We start from the raw sequence: 16,063 nt of genomic DNA on the forward strand, positions 1-16,063 counted from the left end.
GATGACAAGCAGAGGCAAATTCAACCCGAAGGCCGGGGCGGCAATCTGCCCTCAGCCTCGTGGTTCTGAAGATTAAATCATATTGCGTAAAACATACTGCAAAATACCGCCATGACGGTAATACTCCAGTTCATTGGCAGTATCGATACGGCAAAGAACGGGAACAGTCATCTCGTCACCGTTCTGGCGTCGAATGATGACGGGCAGTTTAGCGCCTGCCTTCAGCGAATCATCAACAGCAATGCTGAATCGTTCGCTGCCATCAAGGTTTAAGGTTTTACGGGTGGTGCCTTCTTCAAATTGCAGAGGCAGAATGCCCATACCGATTAAGTTTGAACGGTGAATACGTTCAAAACTTTCAGTGATAACTGCCTTAACGCCTAACAGGTTGGTCCCTTTAGCGGCCCAGTCCCTGGAAGACCCCGTGCCGTATTCTTTACCGGCCACAATAACTAATTGCTGATGCTGGTCCTGATAGAGCATGGCTGCATCATAAATGGACATGATTTCACCACTGGGGATATGACGCGTCATACCACCCTCAATGCCTGGAATCATTTCATTACGGATTCGAATATTGGCAAAAGTCCCCCGCATCATGACTTCATGATTACCGCGTCGTGAGCCGTAGGAATTAAAATCAGCTTCCTTCACTCCTTTGGACTTTAAGTACAGGCCTGCCGGGGAATTGGCTTTGATGGAGCCAGCCGGTGAAATGTGGTCGGTGGTAATCGAATCGCCCAGTAAAGCGAGAACATAAGCGCCTTCAATGGGTTGAATTGCTTGCGGATGACGGCTTAAATTTTCAAAGAAGGGTGGATGCTGGATATAGGTTGAGTCGGCATCCCATTGATAGGTCATGCCGCTGTTGACCTTAATCGCCTGCCAGTGTTCATCCCCTTTAAAGACTTCATCGTATTCCTTGCGGAACATGGCACCGGTTACTTTAGCTACTTCGGCAGCCACTTCATCATTGCTTGGCCAAATGTCTTTAAGGTAAACAGGATTACCCGCTTTATCCTGGCCAATCGGGTCTTTGCTTAAATCACCGGTGGTGGTACCGCTTAAGGCATAAGCGACAACCAGCGGCGGGGACGCCAGCCAGTTAGCCCGTACCTGCGGGTGCACGCGGCCTTCAAAATTACGGTTTCCGGAGAGCACAGAGCAAACCACCACGTCATTGTCGCTCACTGACGCGGCAATGGCGTCCGGCAATGGGCCTGAGTTGCCGATGCAGGTGGTGCAGCCATAACCGACCAAGTTAAAGCCCAATTGATCCAGGTATTGGGAGAGACCGGCTTTGTGCAGGTAATCGGTAACGACTTTGGAGCCGGGGGCTAAGGATGATTTCACCCAGGGTTTACGCGACAGTCCTTTTTCAACCGCTTTTTTTGCCACAAGGCCTGCAGCCATCAACACACTCGGATTAGAGGTGTTGGTGCAGCTGGTAATGGCTGCAATCACCACATGGCCATGTTGCAGGTTGTAGTCTTCCCCTTTCACGGGGAAGGACTTGTTTTTTTCTTGATCCTTGCCGGTTTCAACCAGGAATTTATTAAATTCGGTGGCTAAGGTGGTTAAATTCACTTTGTCCTGCGGGCGCTTGGGACCGGCTAATGAGGGTTCAACGCTGGATAAATCAAGTTCGAGGGTGTCAGTAAAGACGGGATCTTCGCTTCCCGCTTCATACCACATGCCCTGTGCTTTGCAATACTGTTCCACAAGCGCAATGGTGTGGGCATCACGGCCGGACAACTCAAGATAACGCAGGGTCTCTTTATCCACCGGGAAGAAACCGCAAGTGGCGCCGTATTCTGGAGCCATGTTGGAAATGGTGGCACGATCGGCTAAAGGCAAGTCGGCAAGGCCGGGGCCAAAAAATTCAACAAACTTCCCGACAACGCCTTTCTTGCGCAACATTTGGGTAACCGTCAGTACCAGATCGGTGGCGGTAATGCCTTGACGCAATTTGCCGGTTAAACGGAAACCAACGACCTCGGGAATCAGCATGGAAACGGGTTGTCCAAGCATGGCCGCTTCAGCTTCGATGCCGCCGACACCCCAGCCTAAAACGCCGAGACCGTTAATCATGGTCGTATGAGAATCGGTCCCTACCAAGGTGTCCGGGTAAGCGTAATGCTGACCGTCGTGCTCGCTGCTCCAGACGGTTTTACCCAGGTATTCCAGATTGACCTGATGGCAAATACCAGTACCTGGCGGAACAACCTGAAAATTGGCAAATGCTTTTTGGCCCCAGCGTAAAAACTCGTAACGCTCCTTGTTGCGTTCCATCTCAATCGCTGTGTTGATGCGCATGGAATCCGGCGTGGCAAATTTGTCCACCATGATGGAGTGGTCAATGACCAGATCAACGGGAGACAGGGGTGAAATTTTATTGGCATTGCCGCCCATTTTTTCCAGTGCGGAGCGCATGGCAGCAAGATCAACCACCGCTGGGACACCGGTAAAATCCTGCATCAGCACACGGGCCGGACGGTAGGCGATTTCATGCTGTGAGGTTCGTGTATGAAGCCAACCGGCAAGGGCCTTGATATCATCCACTGTGACAGTATGGCCTTCCTCAAAACGCAACAGGTTTTCAAACAGCACTTTCAGTGAATAAGGCAGGCGGTTAATGCCTTTAAAATGTTTTTTTTCAGCTTCTTGTAAGCTGTAATAATGATATGTCTTGCCGTCGACTTGTAATTCACGTCGAGTAGAAAGGCTATCGTGACCCACTTTCATACATCACTCCTGCATGCTAAAAACGTCAATCATAGCCCTAAAACGATCAACTTTACAGTTTAAAACGAAGTTTTCTGCATCATCAAATGGGAATGAAAATTATTCCTGTTTAAACAGAAAAGGTGCTCTCAACGTAGGGATGTAATTCTTCGTCGGACAGCTCCTGGTGATTGACGATCCCATTTAAGGCCAAGAACAGGGTCTCTTCCTGCTTGTTGACGACAGCCTCATGGCCATGTGTTTCGGCAACGGTATAAAACAAGCTGGGTGCCATGATGGTCAATGCCACAGCGGTCAACAGCAGGGCGATGGGGAGATTAAAGGCAAATGCCACCAGGCCTGAGGCAAGGATGACGCCGCTTAAAAGCATAAATCCTGTTGCTGCCTGATCAAAGGCAGTGAGGGTATGTTCACCCTGATTGCCTCCAACCCGCAGGTAATGCGGAGAATTGTAGTATTGGCTGACAAAGTCGAAAATTTCCACCCATTCTTCGGGTTGTTTCTTTTTTATTTTGTCGTATTCGACCAGGCAATCGTCAAGGCATTTGAGGAAGGCATATTTGGCATTAATAAACCGTTGTTTTTCTGCGGGGGGAATCGTATTGTCGATGTGATAATCAAACGCGGTGGTGCGCAACGTGAGGAGAGGAAAAAACAAGTCGAGATTTTTTGCGGAAAAGCGGTCGCGAAATTTTTTAATGAGCGCCGCTGATAACTCATTCAGTTGTGTTTCTGTGTAATTGTCTTTGGTTTTAAAAAAGCGATAGATCATGGCATTAAATCCCTATATTCCTGTTAAATCGAGGCTAGCATGGTCTTTGATCCATCAAAAGGTGCCCATGGCCGGTTTTACAGCTGAGTAATAATAATTAACAAAAAATTGATTTTGCTGAAAATGGTACGGATATTGCAGCGAAAATCACCATTCCATGATGCAGCCCAGGATAACGATGGATGTGACCCAGTTGCCTGTCACCCCAGTGACAAACCCAGACACTATTTCCCCTTTGGGCATCGAAAGTGACGAAAATGGTCAATTAGTTACCAATGATGAGTTTAAACGCGTCATGGGCGATGTATTGGCGGGTGATGCTCTGAATCAGGAGGCTGACCAATCGGCTGAAAACCAGGGAGCAGCCGATAGCGGGCAAACGCCCATCCCCGTGGCTCTGCCGATTGACTTGCCTGTGGTTACAACACCTGAGCCTGTGGTTTTGTCTGAACCCCCTGTATTGCCGGATGAAACGCTTTTGGCAGAACCAATCCTTCCGTTACCTGCGAATGAAAGTCCGCATTTAGCCTGGTTCGCAGCGACTGGCTTTGAACCGCCAAACCCCTTGCTCGGTGATGAGGCAATGCCTGTGACTGTGAGTCTCCTGGATACCGATGCGACAATGGTTTCCGACAAACAGACTTTCATGATTCCGCTGCCTCAGCCTGCGACTGTTCAAGGCGGCAAGGCCACCATTCCCGCCATAGAGGTTTCAACGACTGATGGCGATGACGTGGATCCGCTGTCTTTAATGAGCGAGTGGAGTGGCAACAAAAAAGAAATGGACGCAAGCCTCAGGATGGAGGATAAGTTGTTGACGATGGCCGAATCAGTCACCCGACTGGAAAAGCGCCTTAACGCCGAGACCGCAGTGAACCCTCTCAATGGTGCCATGGGCGCAATAAACCAGACTAAAGTGCAGGCCTCGCCCACACCTCAGGTGCCAATGCCCGTCAAAAGCCTGGAGTTGCCTGTGCTAGTGGACAGCCCGGAATGGGGCAGTCAATTTTCCCAACAGATTACCTGGCTCGGTCAGCAGAAAATTGATCGGGCAGTGATTCGTTTAAATCCTCAGGAGCTCGGACCCCTTGAGGTCAATATCAAGTTTCATAAGGATGAAGCCTCATTGACTATCACCGCGCATACCCTGCACGTGCGGGACATGATTGAGCAGGCGATTCCACGGCTTCGGGACATGATGTCTGAGCAGGGAATTAACCTGTCGCAATTCTCTATTGAATCCAATGCCAGTCAGCATCAGGCGGGCCGGCAGCCGGGTCATGCACAACACACGGGTAACCCTGCTCCTTCAGTTATGGAAGAAGGCAGCCAGGAGACCAGTGTAATCAAAAATAGCCGTGGTTTGATTGATTATTTTGCATAATTCCTGATTGACTGGTAAGGTAACTTATCTGGGTATAACAGGATTGCAGAATGGCTGAGCGTAACTTAATCACCTGGCTTGAAAAGAACATCACCAGTCACCGGGATCCGTTCTTTTCCATTCGCTGGGATCGGTTGATTTCACATCCCGATATTCAACGTCAAATTAAAAACAATAAAAAGGCCCATCAACTCTATTGCTACATTGAATCGTCGCTTGCTCATCAGCAGGCTAAATTAATTAACCTCACGCTTCGCAAGGCGTTCGCTAACCTGACTCAGGATGATTTGGCGAATGTAGCCGGATTTTCCAATGATAAAAAAGGAACACCGCGGCAAAAGGCGTATTTTCACGCTCACCACACGCTGCAGTATTATGTCAGACGGGATATTCTTGAACATAAGAGCCGGGCCGCCAGACTTAACGCGTTTCGACGCTGGATCGATGTGGCGGATATTCTGTTTTCCAGGAATTGCTATGAAGGGGGAATGCTGGTATCCGTCACATTGAATCTTCTCGACAGTTATCTCCGCTGCGGGGACGAATTGCCAGCAATCAGCAGGAAAAAACTTAACCACCTTCTGGACATGTATTCACCGGCTGGCAATTTTAAGCATCTAAGGCAGCATATCAAGGATCATCAGTCAGAGAACAGTTTTCCTCTGGTTACTGTCATCGGTAAAGATCTGACGTTTATTGATGAAAACCTAAATACCCTTCAGGACAAAATGAATGGTTTCCTGCTCGCATGGAAAGATCAGAAAAAAGCGGAAATGCAGCAAATGCTTGCTGGTGCGGGTCGTGAAGGGGATGCATTGAGCAAAAAGCATATAAGAATCTACCACGGGCATAAACTGCGCAGTGCCGTAAAACCGGAAAAGGACCAAGCGAAAGAAACAAAGGAAGAGAAAAAAGAATTTTCCATTGAAGAGCTTCTGGCTGTCCCGGCAAGCGAGGTACCGGCCGAATACAATGCAATGCGCAGCAGCTACCTTACTGCCGTTCAGGAAAAAATGGATTTCATCAAGACGCTGTTGCCTGAAAAAAAAGAGACGCTCCCGGATTTACCCCGGGAATTGCAGTCAGCTTATGAACAGACTGAACAACGCTTCCGGGAAAACGGCCTCGATTCACTCCTGGAGGGTGCCGATGCGAATAATAGCAAAAGCCGCCTCTACTCCGAGAAACTGTTACCCGGTTTCTTTAGTCGAGGTGGCTGTTCAGCCGACAAGCATTGGCGGCAGGTATTCACCTACACCAACACTTTTTCAGCCTAAAAACAACGTCGTTCACATTGAAGAATGCGGCCATTCCATCGATTGACCAGGCAGCGTTGCTGGCATTGTATGCCATGACGCCAATAAATGGGTTGCCAGCCTGTCCAGTAATAGCGATGGCGGTGTTTAGGGCCGTAATAGATATAGGCAGGCGGCGGGTAGTAACCGTGATCATACATGAAGTAAAAGGCTAACTGCGGGCCGGCTGACAAGGGTTCAAAGGCTGTGGTTGTTCTGCTTTCAGCGTAACTGCTGGCGATGGATAATGGCAGTAAGAGAGCTAAGGTCAGTGCCATTGATAACAACCTTGGCTTTTTATAGTAGGCGTTCATAATGACCTTCCTTTGTACATATTGACCACCTTAATTATAGCCAAGCGCCTTCCTTAAAACAAAGCGCAAGCCTGTTAGCCAGCAGGGGCTTTAAAAAAGATTAATTGCAGCTAAAGCGTTTTTATTGCCAGGATGTTTGGTAGTATAGGTAGCATTTTTCTCCCCTGAGTCATCAAAAGGATAAATATGAACAAAATCAGGCCGGCCAGCCTATTGATAATGCTTTCGTTACTGGTGCAACACCCGGTTTTTGCAGAACAGGGGATTTCCTCAGTCAGTCCGGTGAACAGCATTTCTCCCGCCTGCCCACCCACCATTGACGTCACTCAGGCTCTTAAGACAACCTATCGCGGATGGGATAGCTTTGTGCCTGCTGCGGCCTATTTTCTTGATGGCATTTCCTTTTACTCCGGCAAGCCGGACGAGTTGGCCTTGCTTAAACCGGATATCAACAACAGCCGCCGGGCAAAATGGACGTTTTCGCCAAAAGACTCGATTTACATGCTTTGTGAATACAATCAAACCATCATTGCACTGACAAAAAAGCTACCGCCCAATTTAACCGATTGCGAAGTAACCTATCAAAATCAGGTTATGGGTAACAAGGGACCGCTTCCTGGTCGTGTCACTTGCCATACTGCCTAAGACCTCGTAAGGAGTCGATATGATCAATTTTCAAAGCCTGAGCAAAGACGATTTCCTCGCGCAGTACTGGCAGAAGAAACCCCTGGTTTTCAGAAAGGCATTGCCTGAGTTTATTAATCCCTTAAGCGGCGATGAATTGGCGGGGCTGGCGTTGGATGATGAAGTGGAAAGCCGTCTGGTTAGGCATACACCGGAAAAAAAGCCCTCCTGGCATTTAAAGCGTGGCCCGTTCCAGGAGCGTGACTTCACCCAATTGCCACGAAGCCATTGGACGCTGCTGGTGCAGGGGGTTGACCGTTTCATTCCGGAGGTGGCAGCCTTACTTGATCATTTCAATTTTTTACCCCATTGGCGTGTGGATGATGTCATGATTAGCTATGCAGTAGAGCAAGGCAGTGTCGGACCTCACTATGATCATTATGATGTGTTTTTATTTCAGGCTCAGGGCCGACGTCAATGGCTGCTGTCCTCCAAGCATTGTGAAATGGACAATTATTTACCCAATGTTGACTTGCGCATCATGGATAAATTCCTCGTTGAAGAAGAATTTATTTTAGAACCGGGCGACATGCTGTATCTGCCGCCCCACATCGCTCATCACGGTATTTCCCTGTCTCCGGATTGCATGACTTACTCCTTTGGGTACCGCAGTTATCAATCGCTGGAATTATGGGAAAGTTTTGGTGAATACCTGGAAGAAAACAGCCTACATCATGAGTTGTACCATGATCCGGACTGGCGTCACCTTAAGGGCAGCGGGGAGTTGCCTGCTCAGGCAATCAGTGAGGCAAAGCGTGTTTTGCAAAACATCCTGGATGATGAGGAGAGACTTCGTCACTGGTTTGGCTGTTTTGTAACCCGTTTGGATCAACAGGCTGAAGAACTGTTACCCATTCCTAACGAAGACACAGACGATTTGGAGCTTTTTTTATCAGAACTTGAAAACAGCCCGGGTTTAACGCGTAACAGTTTGTGTCGCTTTGCCTATGAAATCCAGTCGGGTGACGCATTGAAGCTGTTTGTTAACGGCTGCGGCTGGAACACGGAAGGGGTGTCCCCGTCACTCATAAAGCTGGTCGCCGACCATCGCTTTGTGCCACTGACGGAACTGACGCCGTATTTAAACAACAAGGATAACCAGCTGTTTCTTTATGAATTATGGGAATTGCAATGGCTTGATTGTGATGTCTAGCGGCTTAAGCGGTGTTTGTTATGAGGCTTTGAAAAAAGGAAGTATTGTCTAACTGGGTTATTTAAAGTAATACTAAACCAATCCGGTGAAAACCATCCCCTGGAGCTGCATAATCATAAGGACAGATCATGCTGAAAAATCATCGTCAATTTGTGCTGGGTTTGATGTGTTTTTGCTGTTCAACCCTGTTTGCGCAAGTGCGGGAGATAGCCATTACCATTGATGATCTTCCCTTCGTAGGCTCCACCCACAATGATCCTGGACGAATCCGGCGTGAAAATGAACGGCTCACTAAAATTCTGGACACTTTAAATCAATACAACGTCCCGGCAACCGGTTTTGTGATCGCTGGAACCATCGAAAAAGATCAGTGGCAGTTATTGGAGAAATTTCGTGACGACGGGTATCAGCTGGGGAATCATACCTATTCTCACCGCAGTTTAAACAGCGTGACGGCACACCAATACACCCAGGACATAAAACGTGCCGACAAGGTATTGGCTCCCTTGCTGGTTGGCACAAAGTATTTCCGCTACCCCTATTTAGCTGAAAGTCAGGGTGAAAAAAAACAACAGGTTTATGAATTTTTGACTGCTCTTGGCTATGTGATCGCTCCAGTCACCGTAGACAGTAAAGATTTTCAATTCAATGCGCAATTTTTAGCGATTCACTGGCGAAATCGTCAACAAAATCTGCCCTCCTTTAAAAAACGGTATTTAAATTTTATCTGGAACCAGACACTGAAAGCGGAAGCCAAGGCAAAAAAGCGGGGTGATGCAGATTCCAGGCAGATTTTGCTAATCCATGCCAATCTGCTTAACAGCCTGGTGCTGAAGGACATTATTGAAATGTACCAGAAAAATGGCTACAAAATTGTCAGTTTGGATGCGATATTAAGTACAGAAACTCGACCCGGTGAGGGGAATCCCAAAGCCATGCTGTTAAGCCCTCTGCTTAAATCACTCCTTGAAAAATCCCCTTCGGTGGATTAAGTCAGCGTTTTAGGCAGATGCGGGATGGAATGCCTGGGCAATAATAGCCAGTATCGTCCCCTGTTTTTCATTTTTCCGGCGATGTCGGTCGCTGTTTGGCCGGCTCCCCAGAAAACATCCCCCCTGACCATGCCGCGAATGGCTCCACCGGTATCCTGGGCAATCATCAGCCGCTTAAGTGTTTTCTTGTCCTGATGGGTCTTGTCCGGGTGGGTTGTGCTAAGCCATAACGGTGTGCCCAGCGGGATCCATTGCCTGTCTACAGCTAATGAATAACCGGGAGTCAGCGCTATTCCCTGTGCACCCAATGCGGCAGTCTGCTTTAGGATACGGAAAAAAACAAAGGATTTGTTCTGGTTAATGATGTTGTCCATTTCGTCAGGATGCGCTTCAAGGTAAGCGCGGATGCCCTGCATGGAAGCGGTTTTTTTAGTCATAATCCCTTTTTCAACCAGTATGCGCCCGACTGGCGTGTAGGGTGCGCCATTTTCACCGGCATACCCGACATACAGTCGGCGTCCATCGGGTAGTTGGACAACACCAGAGCCCTGAATTTCCAGAAAGAGGCGGTCAATGGCACTGTTAACCCAAACCAGAACAGGCGCTTTACCGTGAATGGCCCCTTCGTTGATTTGCTTTCGGGTAGGGTAGGGAGCTAATTGATTGCCCTGCAAGCGCCCGACAATACGGGAATGGTTGTAGCGGGAATTGAAATCCCCCAGATTGACGGTCACTAAATTCGAGGGGAGGCCGTAAATTGGCACATTAAACTCCCTGGTTTTAGTCAGACTGCCATAAAGCAATGGCATGTAATAGCCAGTGAAAAGCCCCTTGACTGGACGGTTGTTGTAAAAGGCAACCGGGGTGAACCATTTTTCAAAAAAAGCACGGGCTGATTGTTTGTCGGGGTGATGGATTGCGAGCGCTGCCTGACAGGCCGGTTGCCAATCCTTAACCAACAGTGGAATCCTGTGACTGCCTGCCCGACCCTGCGGATCCTGGCGCAGAAAGGTTTTGCACGAGTGTTTAAAGGTGGTTAATGACTGGACGAGATCCGCCTGTTGCCAACCAGGCAATGACTTAAACGTCGCAGGTCGAAGTTCAAGCGCATTGAGTTTTTTAAACCAGACGGTGAGGCTTAAGACGGCAATCGCTATCCCTGTAATAATCGATAAGAGTTTCAATTTCATAACTGGATAAATTTTACACCAAATGAGAAGCATTGCAACATAAATGCATCTTACAATACAAACTTGAAACAAATTGATTGAAAAGTCATCACAAATTGGGCATACTATGGGGGTATTGAAAAGCGAGTAATCCCATATGAAATCTGTATCTGAAATGGAACACCTTTTAAAAGACTTTGGTCAGCCCGGCGATATTCCGGTTGAAGCAATGGCCCTGTCGTTACATGTTAAACGCCTTGAGCGGCAACAAAAAGGCAGCGATTTGCATGCGTTTGCCATGCTCACTTCAGAAATCGAAGAGCTCGATAGTGCGTTGGTCACCATCATTGATAGCAATGCCTGTGATTTCAGGTTTCAGGTGGCGGTGGGTAATAAAGGTTCTGACTTAACCCATTGGTCCTTTCTGGAGTTTGTGTTTAAGGCAAACTCTAAGGATAAGCCGGAATTGAGTGTATTCATTTGTGATCCGCTCGGTATGAAGCAATCCGTGGTGCTGGCTTTGTTATTGAGCGATACAATACGGTTTGGAAGCCTGGCTGATTTTTGCAAAACAACCGTGTACATCCCGGTTACGACACTGCAGATTGCTGGCCGAACCTGCCCTTACCTGGCTCTGGATAGCATTGCCATGTTGTCCAATCAATCCAGTTTTGAGGATTTGTATCAGTACATGAAAGAACATGAAAATAGCGAGAGTGCCAGCGAATGCAGGCGCCTCATTGAACTCTACAAAACTGGCGTCATTGGCTGTATGGATGAAGGGCAAATCACTGACACGTATGATTTTCCCTGCGTTGTCAGCGCCTTGCCCCCACGATTGGTACGAACATCCCAATCCCTGCAGATTATTGATGACGTAACAAATCATGCCGGCGATGAGGTTGTGAATGCCAAAGACAAAACCTTCAGGTTATCGACTTCCCGTTACCGTCTGATTGTAGAAGATCGTTATGGCGAGAAAGAGGAGCGTAATTTACGCGTTAACTTCAAAATGAAGGAACAAAACAGCCGTTTGAGAGCTTATTTAGCGAAAATCTCGGAGCAATCAGAGACTAAACCCCAGAGCGACGAAGCCGGCTCTCCAGCTAAAGCTCAACCTCCACAGTCTCCTACGACTGGCGTGGATGACCAGGTGGCGGCGGGCATTAGTGCCCAGCGAATGGCAGGGCTCAATCAGTGGGTCAAGGAGTCCCTGGCTATTGCGGCCATGTCCACGCTGACATTCAGTTAACTCAAGTCTTTGGCCGGTTATGCCGGCTGAATCGGCTGGTTAATACATAAAAAACCGGGGTGAAAATTAACCCAAAAAAGGTGACGCCCAGCATGCCGCTGAAGACCGCCACACCCAAGGCCCGCCTCATTTCTGCGCCTGCGCCCGCGGCAATGACTAAGGGAAATACGCCTAAAATAAAGGCAAAAGAAGTCATGAGGATAGGTCGAAGCCTCAGTTTGGCGGCCAAAATTGCCGCTTTCCAGCGGTTAGCGCCGTCAAGCTCCAGTTTGCGTGCAAATTCGACAATTAAAATGGCATTTTTACAGGCAAGGCCGATGAGGATAATAAAACCGATCTGGCTCATGATGTTGTTTTCCATACCCAATAGTTTAATGCCGAGCATGGATGAGAACAGGCACATGGGAACAATAAGGATGACGGCCAAGGGTAAAATCCAGCTTTCATAGAGAGCGGCTAACACTAAAAACACAAAAATAACGCTTAATACAAAGGCAATGATTGCGGTATGACCGACGGCCTTTTGCTGGTAGGCAATTTCTGTCCATTCATAACCAATGCCATCCGGGAGGTATTGAGCAGCTAAATTTTCCATTGTCGTGAGTGTATCGCCGGTACTGTATCCCGGGGCAATATCACCCAGAAGATCAATGGCATTATATAAGTTGTATCGAGGCCAGCGCGTGGGACCTACGGTGTTTTCCATGGTTGCAACCGAGCCGATGGGCACCATCTCCCCTTGATTGTTCCTCACCTTGATGCGCAGCAAATCATCGGCGGTATGGCGGTATTCCGAGTCAGCCTGCGCGATGACACGAAAAGTCCGTCCCAAGTAATTGAAGTCATTGATAAAGATGGATCCAAGATAAACTTCCAGCGCTTCCGTGATTCGGGCAACGGGGACACCCAGACGCTCCGCCTTCTCCCGGTCGAGTTGCAAACGTATTCGTGGTGTGCTGTTTTCAAAAAAGGTGAAGACCGACGTGGCTGCCTGCGACTTGTTGGCCTGTTCAGCCAGGGTGGCAACCGCCTCCGTTAACACCTCAATGCCGCGCCCGCCGCGATCCTGAATCATCATTTTAAACCCGCCAGCATTTCCAATTCCCCGGACGGGCGGCGGTGGAATGACTACAATCATGGCTTCCTTAATTGTATTCAGTTTTTGTCTTAACGTAGCCAGCATGTCGTTGTAGCTTAACCCCAGACGTTCCCGCTCCCGAAATGAACTCATGACCGGGAAAATCGCGGCGGCATTGGATGAGTTTGAAAAGGTGGCGCCTGAAAAACCGGTGAAGGCCACGGCATTGGCAATTCCAGGTGTTTCAAGAAGTTTGGCGATGGCCATCTGCACTACCTGGTCAGTTCGGCTTAATGACGCCCCGGGCGGCAATTGAATGGACACGATAAAATAGCCCTGATCCTGCTTGGGGATAAATCCGCGCGGGACAAAGTAAAAGAGCAGGCCCGTGAGGGAAATTAACAGCAGATAGACGACCAAAACCACGCTGGCACGACGTGTCAGGGTACTGATGGTTTTTCCATAGCGTTTGGAGACGGATTGCAGAAAACGGTTAAAAGCGAGCAATGGTCTTTTGAAAACAGGGATGGTTTCGCTTTCCGTGTGATGATGTGCCTTAAGCAGCAGAGCAGCCAGCGCGGGACTTAAGGTCAGGGACACAAAAACGGAAATGGCTGTGGCAACGGAAACCGTTGTACCAAATTGCTGATAAAAACGCCCGGATATGCCTTTAAGGAAGATCGTCGGCAGAAAGACGGCAATAAGAACCAGACCAATGGCGACTAAAGCCGAACCGACTTCGCTCATGGTTTTTCTCGCCGCGTCACGTACAGCCAAACCGGCTTCGATATTCCGCTCCATGTTTTCAACCACGACAATGGCATCATCCACGACAATGCCGATGGCTAGCACCAATCCAAACAAGGTCAGGTAATTCAGTGAAAAGCCAATGGCCTGCATCACGGCAAAGGTGCCGATTAATGAAATCGGAATAGCCACAACTGGAATAATGGCGGCACGCCAGGACTGTAAAAAAACAAGAATAACCAGCACCACCAGGACAATCGCTTCAAAAATGGTGTTGGATACTTCATGAATGGATTCCCTCACGAATTCCGTGGGGTTATAGGCAATTTTATAGTCGATGCCCTTCGGAAAGCGTGTCGACAAGTCATTCATGGCTGCGATAATGGCATCCGTGGTGGCCAGTGCATTGGTGCCTGGACGCTGAAAAACAGGCAGGGCAACCGCTGGGTATTTACCGAGGTACCCGCGTGTAAGGTAGTCCTGCGATCCGAGTTCAACCCGCCCGATGTCTTTAAGACGAAGGATTCGGCCGCCTTCACCCGATTTGATAATGATGTTTTCGAATTCTTCGGGTTTTATCAAGCGGCCCTGGGTTTCAATGTTGTATTCAATGCCGTATTGTTTTTTCTGCGGTTGCCGGTTTAATGCGCCGCTGGCGACCTGAATATTCTGTGAACGCAGGGCTTCAAGAACATCATTGGGCGTCAGTTCGTAGGAGTCAATGAGATCGGGATTTAACCATAAGCGCATGGCGTATTCACTGGCCCCAAACAGGCGCACATCGCCGACCCCTTCAATTCGTTTGATGCGATCGCGGATTTGCAGCACCGCGTAATTACCAATAAAAGTCTGATCGTATTGGCCATTGGGTGAGTATAAATTAATCACCAGTAGCAAATCAGGCGAGTTTTTAGCAGTAGTCACTCCTAAACGTCTTACTTCTTCAGGGAGCTTTGCTTCAGCGATAGCCACGCGATTTTGAACCAGCACCTGGGCCTGATCGAGGTTGGTTCCCAATTGAAAGGTAATGGTGAGCCGCATCTGGCCGTCATCGGTTGATTGCGAGCTCATGTAGAGCATGCCTTCGACGCCGTTTATTTCCTGCTCAATCGGTGTGGCTACTGTATCCGCTACCGTGTTGGCGTTGGCGCCAGGGTAAGCAGCCGTCACCTGAATCGTGGGCGGAACCACCTGCGGGTATTGTTCGACTGGCAGATTGAAATAGGACAGGCCGCCGACGAGTACGATAATGATCGAAATGACCGTGGCAAAAATAGGTCTGTCAATAAAAAAATGCGCGATTCTCATGCAATCGATCCTTGTCCAGTCAGCATTATCAGTGATCTTCGCTTAAGGGAATTGGCACCGGCTTTACTTCCTGATCCGGGGCGCGGATTCGCTGGATGCCATTGATGACAACCCACTCATTGCCTTTTAATCCTTTTTTTATCACATAAAAGCCGCTGTCACGCTGAGGACCCAAGTCAACATAAACGCGCTGAACCCGGTTTTTATCATCCACGACATAGACGTATTTACGGGTTTGTTCGGTATTAATGGCTTTGTCCGGCAGAAGCAGGGCTTCATACTCGGCACTGCCACTCAAACGTGCCCGGCCAAACAAGCCGGGGTAGATAATGCCGTCGGGATTAGGAACAATGGCCCGCGATTGTACCGTGCCTGTGCCGGTATCAACGACGTTATCCATGAAATCCATTTTGCCCTGATGGATAAAATCCTGCTCATCCTGAAGTTTGATGTGAATCGTACTGCCGCCTTCCTCTGTGCGCAAACCGTGTCCAGACTTCGTGAGACGAATGTATTTTAATAGCTCGTTCTGGCTGGTTTCAAAATAAAAATGGATGGGATCAGTGGATACCACGCGCGTTAAAACCGTCTCATTCATGCGGATGAGATTACCGACGCTGACAAAATAACGGCTGATTTTGCCGCTTATCGGCGATTTGATTTCGGTGTATTCAAGATTGAGCTTTGCTTCATCAAGCCGTGTTTGCGCGGTTTGCATTTCCTGCCAGCGTTGATCAATGACTTCGTTGGAAATAAAACTTTCCTTTTTTAACTGGGTGGCGCGCTCGTATTGACGTTTGGCTAAAACCAGCTGGGCTTCAGCCCGTGTTAAGGCATAACGGAAAGGGCGTTGGTCGATGATGAAAAGCACCTCGCCTTTTTCCACTCGTTGGCCGTCTTTAAAGCGAATGGCATCCAGGTAACCGGTAACCCGGGCGCGGATGTCCACTTCTTCAATGGCCTGGAAACGGCCGGTGTATTCATCAAGATCAACAATTTTCTTTGTGAGCGGATGAGCGACGTCGACTTCCGCCGGCGCCGCGGTGTTGTTTGTCGGGGAAGAACCGCAGCCAGCGACTAGAAGAATCGACAATACTAACAGCAATAAAACGGGGAAGGGTAAAGGCTTCCTGTTCATTGATGGACATCCTTGTTCTGGTCAAAAGACTT

The 16,063-nt window shown here is 48.6% G+C and carries 12 protein-coding genes; 6 read left to right on the forward strand and 6 right to left on the reverse strand.

Translation table 11 applies throughout. The annotated features are described in order from the left end of the window. Nucleotides 1–72: 72 nt before the first annotated feature. Nucleotides 73–2,745, reverse strand: coding sequence for an aconitate hydratase AcnA (gene acnA, locus GH742_RS07360; protein WP_203456770.1), 2,673 nt, complete (start codon nt 2,743–2,745; stop codon nt 73–75). Nucleotides 2,746–2,854: 109 nt separating this feature from the next. After that, a complete protein-coding gene (locus GH742_RS07365; protein ID WP_203456771.1) occupies nt 2,855–3,517 on the reverse strand; it encodes a hypothetical protein in 663 nt (220 codons plus the stop codon). Between the two features lie 178 nt (nt 3,518–3,695). Here GH742_RS07365 and GH742_RS07370 point away from each other — a divergent pair, with 178 nt between their 5' ends. Together GH742_RS07370 and GH742_RS07375 are read left to right on the forward strand one after the other, a co-directional pair. Next, nucleotides 3,696–4,901 (forward strand): flagellar hook-length control protein FliK, encoded by a 1,206-nt coding sequence (locus GH742_RS07370; RefSeq protein WP_203456772.1) that lies wholly within the window; start codon nt 3,696–3,698, stop codon nt 4,899–4,901. Nucleotides 4,902–4,951: 50 nt separating this feature from the next. Beyond that, the gene (locus GH742_RS07375; RefSeq protein ID WP_203456773.1) at nt 4,952–6,178 is read left to right on the forward strand and encodes a RasGEF domain-containing protein; all 1,227 of its coding nucleotides are present in this window, start codon (nt 4,952–4,954) and stop codon (nt 6,176–6,178) included. Here the strand turns inward: GH742_RS07375 and GH742_RS07380 are convergent. Continuing rightward, nucleotides 6,175–6,510 (reverse strand): hypothetical protein, encoded by a 336-nt coding sequence (locus GH742_RS07380; RefSeq protein ID WP_203456774.1) that lies wholly within the window; start codon nt 6,508–6,510, stop codon nt 6,175–6,177. The two genes, GH742_RS07375 and GH742_RS07380, sit on opposite strands and share 4 nt — an antisense overlap. Nucleotides 6,511–6,696: 186 nt before the next feature. Here GH742_RS07380 and GH742_RS07385 point away from each other — a divergent pair, with 186 nt between their 5' ends. The 3 genes from GH742_RS07385 (at nt 6,697) to GH742_RS07395 (ending at nt 9,339) form a co-directional block, all read left to right on the forward strand. Beyond that, nucleotides 6,697–7,155, forward strand: a complete 459-nt coding sequence (locus tag GH742_RS07385; protein ID WP_203456775.1) for an STY0301 family protein — start codon at nt 6,697–6,699, stop codon at nt 7,153–7,155. A gap of 19 nt (nt 7,156–7,174) precedes the next feature. Beyond that, a complete protein-coding gene (locus tag GH742_RS07390; RefSeq protein ID WP_203456776.1) occupies nt 7,175–8,347 on the forward strand; it encodes a cupin domain-containing protein in 1,173 nt (390 codons plus the stop codon). 128 nt (nt 8,348–8,475) lie between these two features. Then, a complete protein-coding gene (locus GH742_RS07395; RefSeq protein WP_239005306.1) occupies nt 8,476–9,339 on the forward strand; it encodes a polysaccharide deacetylase family protein in 864 nt (287 codons plus the stop codon). Here GH742_RS07395 and GH742_RS07400 read toward each other — a convergent pair. Beyond that, entirely contained in the window at nt 9,336–10,529 is a 1,194-nt protein-coding gene (locus GH742_RS07400; protein ID WP_203456777.1) for a murein transglycosylase A, read from the reverse strand. The genes GH742_RS07395 and GH742_RS07400 overlap by 4 nt on opposite strands. 136 nt (nt 10,530–10,665) lie before the next feature. Between GH742_RS07400 and GH742_RS07405 the strand changes: the two genes are divergently transcribed. Beyond that, complete coding sequence (locus tag GH742_RS07405; protein WP_203456778.1) at nt 10,666–11,760, forward strand: hypothetical protein; 1,095 nt, start codon at nt 10,666–10,668, stop codon at nt 11,758–11,760. A gap of 1 nt (nt 11,761) precedes the next feature. Here the strand turns inward: GH742_RS07405 and GH742_RS07410 are convergent, their stop codons facing one another. Both GH742_RS07410 and GH742_RS07415 read right to left on the reverse strand, forming a co-directional pair. Then, nucleotides 11,762–14,893, reverse strand: a complete 3,132-nt coding sequence (locus GH742_RS07410) for an efflux RND transporter permease subunit (RefSeq protein ID WP_203456779.1) — start codon at nt 14,891–14,893, stop codon at nt 11,762–11,764. Nucleotides 14,894–14,921: 28 nt separating this feature from the next. After that, complete coding sequence (locus GH742_RS07415) at nt 14,922–16,031, reverse strand: efflux RND transporter periplasmic adaptor subunit (protein ID WP_203456780.1); 1,110 nt, start codon at nt 16,029–16,031, stop codon at nt 14,922–14,924. Nucleotides 16,032–16,063 lie beyond the last annotated feature (32 nt).

Source organism: Legionella sp. MW5194 (assembly GCF_016864235.1).
In the GTDB taxonomy this organism is placed as follows: Bacteria; Pseudomonadota; Gammaproteobacteria; order Legionellales; family Legionellaceae; genus Legionella_C.

What these genes read in the sequence shown, in the direction of transcription:
- acnA (WP_203456770.1), bottom strand. Translation starts at nt 2,745, where the DNA reads ATGAAAGTGGGTCACGATAGCCTTTCTACTCGACGTGAATTACAAGTC.
- GH742_RS07410 (WP_203456779.1), bottom strand. Translation starts at nt 14,893, where the DNA reads ATGAGAATCGCGCATTTTTTTATTGACAGACCTATTTTTGCCACGGTC.
- GH742_RS07370 (WP_203456772.1), top strand. Translation starts at nt 3,696, where the DNA reads ATGGATGTGACCCAGTTGCCTGTCACCCCAGTGACAAACCCAGACACT.
- GH742_RS07385 (WP_203456775.1), top strand. Translation starts at nt 6,697, where the DNA reads ATGAACAAAATCAGGCCGGCCAGCCTATTGATAATGCTTTCGTTACTG.
- GH742_RS07405 (WP_203456778.1), top strand. Translation starts at nt 10,666, where the DNA reads ATGAAATCTGTATCTGAAATGGAACACCTTTTAAAAGACTTTGGTCAG.
- GH742_RS07395 (WP_239005306.1), top strand. Translation starts at nt 8,476, where the DNA reads ATGCTGAAAAATCATCGTCAATTTGTGCTGGGTTTGATGTGTTTTTGC.
- GH742_RS07365 (WP_203456771.1), bottom strand. Translation starts at nt 3,517, where the DNA reads ATGATCTATCGCTTTTTTAAAACCAAAGACAATTACACAGAAACACAA.
- GH742_RS07400 (WP_203456777.1), bottom strand. Translation starts at nt 10,529, where the DNA reads ATGAAATTGAAACTCTTATCGATTATTACAGGGATAGCGATTGCCGTC.
- GH742_RS07375 (WP_203456773.1), top strand. Translation starts at nt 4,952, where the DNA reads ATGGCTGAGCGTAACTTAATCACCTGGCTTGAAAAGAACATCACCAGT.
- GH742_RS07415 (WP_203456780.1), bottom strand. Translation starts at nt 16,031, where the DNA reads ATGAACAGGAAGCCTTTACCCTTCCCCGTTTTATTGCTGTTAGTATTG.
- GH742_RS07380 (WP_203456774.1), bottom strand. Translation starts at nt 6,510, where the DNA reads ATGAACGCCTACTATAAAAAGCCAAGGTTGTTATCAATGGCACTGACC.
- GH742_RS07390 (WP_203456776.1), top strand. Translation starts at nt 7,175, where the DNA reads ATGATCAATTTTCAAAGCCTGAGCAAAGACGATTTCCTCGCGCAGTAC.